Source organism: Streptomyces sp. NPDC058459 (genome assembly GCF_042721685.1).
In the GTDB taxonomy this organism is placed as follows: domain Bacteria; phylum Actinomycetota; class Actinomycetes; order Streptomycetales; family Streptomycetaceae; genus Streptomyces.
This window is the reverse complement of sequence record NZ_JBHXLV010000341.1, coordinates 1-3,929: the sequence shown is the minus strand read 5'-3', so window position 1 is coordinate 3,929 and position 3,929 is coordinate 1. Positions and strand designations below refer to the sequence as shown.

The following is a 3,929-nucleotide window of genomic DNA, read 5'->3' as shown; positions in this document are numbered from 1 at the left end:
CCCCGCCCGCCGCGTCCGCAGACGCGGCGCCGGACGCCTCCGTCCCGCCCCCGTCGGACGCCCCCGCCGGGAGCGTCGCCGACCGGGCGTAGCCCGTACCCGATGCCGTACGCGTACGAGCCGTGCCCGCGCACCCGTGCGCGTACGCACCGTCCGGCTCCGGCCGGGTGCCGTGCCGTCCCCCGTCACGGTGCCCGGCCGGTCACCCGTGCTTGTCAGAGGAGGACCCATGACCGCCACCGGCCCCACCCCTACCGTCCCGCTCTCCGTGCTCGACGTCGTCCCCGTCTTCGAGGACGGCACCGCCACCTCCGCGCTACGCGACACCGTCGCCCTCGCCCCCCTCGTCGAGGCGCTCGGCTACCACCGCTACTGGGTCGCGGAGCACCACAACACCACCAGCCTCGCCACCTCCGCGCCGCCGGTCCTCATCGGCCGGCTCGCCTCCGCGACCACCACCCTGCGGGTCGGCTCCGGCGGCGTGCTGCTGCCCAACCACGCGCCGCTCGTCGTCGCCGAGCAGTTCGGCACCCTGGAGGCCCTCCATCCCGGCCGCGTCGACCTCGGCCTCGGCCGCGCGCCCGGCACCGATCCGCTCACCGCCCGTGCACTGCGCCGCGCGCCGGACCGGGGCCACGACGACTTCCCCCGGCAGATAGCCGAGCTGGACGGCTACTTCGCCCCCGCCGACCCCGCCTCCGGCATCACCGCCGTCCCGGCGGCCGACGGCCGCCCCGAACTGTGGATGCTCGGCTCCAGCCCGGCCAGCGCCGTCGCCGCGGGCGCGCTCGGACTCCCCTACGCCTTCGCCCACCAGATCAACCCGCAGGCCAGCGCGTTCGCCCTGGAGCGGTACCGCGAGGCGTTCCGCCCCTCCGCGCACCTGGACCGGCCGCGCACCCTCGTCTCCGTCCTCACCACCGTCGCGGACACCGACGACGAGGCGCGTACGGTCGCCTCCCCGTACCTCCTCGGCAAGATCCGCATGCGGACGAGCCCCCGCTTCGACGCCTTCCCCACCGCCGCGACGGCCGCGGCGCACAGCTACTCGCCCGCCGAACGGGCCTTCCTCGACGAGCTCGTGGAGCCGCAGCTCATCGGCTCCACCGTCACCGTGCGCGACAAGCTCACCGCGCTCCTCTCCAGGACCGGCGCCGACGAGGTGATGGCCCTGACCGTGGTCCACGGCCAGGGGGACCGGCTGCGGTCCTTCACGCTGCTCGCCGAGGCCGCCGCCGCGGCCCCGGTGCCGGCCGGCGGCCACGATTCAGTCCGGCTTTAGCCCGATCCGGGACGGTGACCCCGACCCCCGCACACATCCATCGCACGGAGTCCGTCATGCACTCGCGCCGTCCGGGCGGCAGAGCCGTCCTCTGGTCCGCCCTCGCACTCGCCCTCACCGCCACCACCGCCTGCTCGGCGGAGGCCGGCGGCGCCGCCCACCCCAACGGTTCCGAGCCGGTGACCGGCGGGAAGCTCGTCTACGCGACGGACAGCGAGCCGGACTGCTGGGATCCGCACACCAGCGCCCAGGACGTCACCGCCTTCGTCCAGCGGCCCGTCTTCGACTCGCTGGTCTACCAGACCCCCGACGGGGAGCTGAAGCCCTGGCTGGCGAAGTCCTGGAAGATCGGCGAGGGCGGCAGGTCGTACACGTTCACCCTGCGGGACGGGGTCGCCTTCCACGACGGCGCCAAGCTCGACGCCGCCGCCGTCAAGGCCAACTTCGACCACATCACCGACAAGAAGACCCAGTCGCAGTACGCCGCCGGACTCCTCGGCCCCTACGAGTCCGCCCTCGTCAAGAGCCCCACCCAGATCGAAGTCCGCTTCACCCGGCCCTACGCACCCTTCCTCCAGGCCGCGTCGACGACCTACCTGGGCATCGCCTCGCCGGCCTCCCTGAAGAAGGGCGCCGAGGCGCTGTGCGCCGGGACCACCGCCGTCGGCACCGGCCCCTTCAAGGCCGGTGCCTACACCAGGGGCCAGCAGCGCACCTACACCAGGAACGCGGACTACGCCTGGGCCCCGGAGGGCGCCGGGCACACCGGTCCCGCCCGGCTCGACTCCTTCGCCCTGCGCTTCATCCCCGAGGACGCCACCCGCGTCGGCGCCCTCACCTCCGGTCAGGTCGACGCGGCCGGCGCCGTCCCGCCGCAGCAGGCGGGCGCCGTGAAGCGCGACCCCAAGCTGACGCTGACCAGCCGCTCCGTGCCGGGCGCCGTCGACGCCTTCTACCTCAACACCAAGGGCGCGCTCTTCTCCGACGTCCGGGTCCGTCGCGCCTTCCAGCTCTCCATGGACCTCGACGCGCTCGTCGGCTCGGTCTTCCAGGGCACCGGCACCCGAGCCTGGTCCCTCCTCTCCCCCACCACCCCGGACAGCTACGACAAGTCCCTGGAGAAGTCCTGGCCGTACGACCCGGCCAAGGCAGCCGCGCTCCTCGACGAGGCCGGCTGGAAGAGCCGGAACGCCGACGGCTACCGCACCAAGGACGGCAAGGTCCTCACCGTCATCGCCCCCGTGTACGGACAGGCGAGCCTCTTCTCCCAGGCCGTGCAGGGCGAGCTGAGGAAGGCGGGCATCAAGCTCGACCTCGCCGCCTCCACCGACGCCGCCGAGGTCTCCGGCCGGCTGGACTCGGGCCGCTACGACGTCGTCGAACTGTCCTGGGCGCGCGCCGACGGCGACATCCTCAGCCACTTCCTGCTCTCCACCGAGACCTCGGCGGGCGGCGGACACAACTTCGCCCGGGTCGCGGACCCGAAGGTCGACCGCCTCCTGAAGGAGGCCCAGGCCGAGACCGACCGCGCGAAGCGCGCCGCGCTCTACGCCCAGGTGCAGCGCTGGGCCCTCGACCAGGCCGTCGTCGTACCCGCCTACGTCGAGCAGACCACCGTCGCGGCGAACCGGAAGGTGCACGGGCTGCGCCAGTCCGTCGCCGCCTGGCCGGAGTTCTACGGCGCCTGGGTCGAGGCCCGGTGAGGACGGTCCTCCGGTACCTCGCCGTCCGGCTCGGCGCGGCGGCCCTGGTGGTGTGGGGCGCGGCGACCCTGGCGTTCGTGGTGCTCCAGCTGGTGCCGGGGGACCCCGTCGACGCGGTCGTCGGCTCCCAGGCGCTGCTCGACGCCAGCCAGCGCGAGGAGCTGCGGCAGCGGTACGGCCTCGGCGATCCCCTCGTGGTCCAGTACGCGACCCACCTCGGCCGGCTGCTGACCGGCGACCTCGGGTACTCGTACCAGCTCCAGCAGCCGGTGGCCCGGGTGCTCGCCGACCAGCTCGGGCCGACGCTCGAACTCGCCTTCTGGGCCACGGTGGTGGCGCTCGTCCTCGCGGTCGGCGTCACCCTGCTCACCACCGGGCGGCGGCGCTGGCCGCGCCGGGTCTCGGCCCTCGCGGAGCTGGTGATCGTCTCCACGCCGTCGTTCTGGCTGGGGATCATGCTGCTGACGGTGTTCTCCTTCCGGCTCGGCTGGTTCCCCGTCTCCGACAGCGGGGACGGGCGGTCGCTGGTGCTGCCCGTGCTGACCCTCGCGCTGCCGATCGCGGCGCTGCTCGCGCAGGTCATGCGCGAGGGCCTGCTGGACGCGCTGGAGCAGCCGTTCGCGCTGTCCGCGAGGGCGCGCGGAGTGCGCGAGTCGTCGGTGCGGTCCCGGCACGCGCTGCGGCACGCGGCGCTGCCGGCGCTGACGCTCGCCGGCTGGTTCACCGGCTCGCTGCTCGGCGGGGCCGTGGTGGTGGAGAACGTGTTCGCGCGCGCCGGGATCGGCCGGGTCGCCCTCCAGGCGGTCGGCAGCCGGGACCTGCCGGTGGTGCAGGGCGTGGTCGCGCTGTCGGCGCTGGCCTTCGTGGTGATCGGCGCGCTCGTGGAGGTGCTGTACGTGGTGGTGGATCCGAGGCTGCGCAGGACCACGGGGGTGGTGGCGGCG

General features: G+C 74.3%; 3 protein-coding genes. All 3 read left to right on the top strand.

Annotation, left to right across the window (positions count from 1 at the left end):
• The first annotated feature begins 229 nt into the window (after positions 1–229).
• On the top strand, positions 230–1,282 hold the full coding sequence (locus ACFWN1_RS32165) for an LLM class flavin-dependent oxidoreductase (RefSeq protein WP_384369931.1): 1,053 nt from the start codon (positions 230–232) through the stop codon (positions 1,280–1,282).
• A gap of 56 nt (positions 1,283–1,338) precedes the next feature.
• The gene (locus ACFWN1_RS32160; protein WP_384369928.1) at positions 1,339–2,985 is read left to right on the top strand and encodes an ABC transporter substrate-binding protein; all 1,647 of its coding nucleotides are present in this window, start codon (positions 1,339–1,341) and stop codon (positions 2,983–2,985) included.
• Positions 2,982–3,929: ABC transporter permease (locus ACFWN1_RS32155; RefSeq protein ID WP_384369925.1), on the top strand; the 948-nt coding region annotated here is incomplete at its 3' end. The genes ACFWN1_RS32160 and ACFWN1_RS32155, both read left to right, overlap by 4 nt.

What these genes read in the sequence shown, in the direction of transcription:
- ACFWN1_RS32165 (WP_384369931.1), top strand. Translation starts at nt 230, where the DNA reads ATGACCGCCACCGGCCCCACCCCTACCGTCCCGCTCTCCGTGCTCGAC.
- ACFWN1_RS32160 (WP_384369928.1), top strand. Translation starts at nt 1,339, where the DNA reads ATGCACTCGCGCCGTCCGGGCGGCAGAGCCGTCCTCTGGTCCGCCCTC.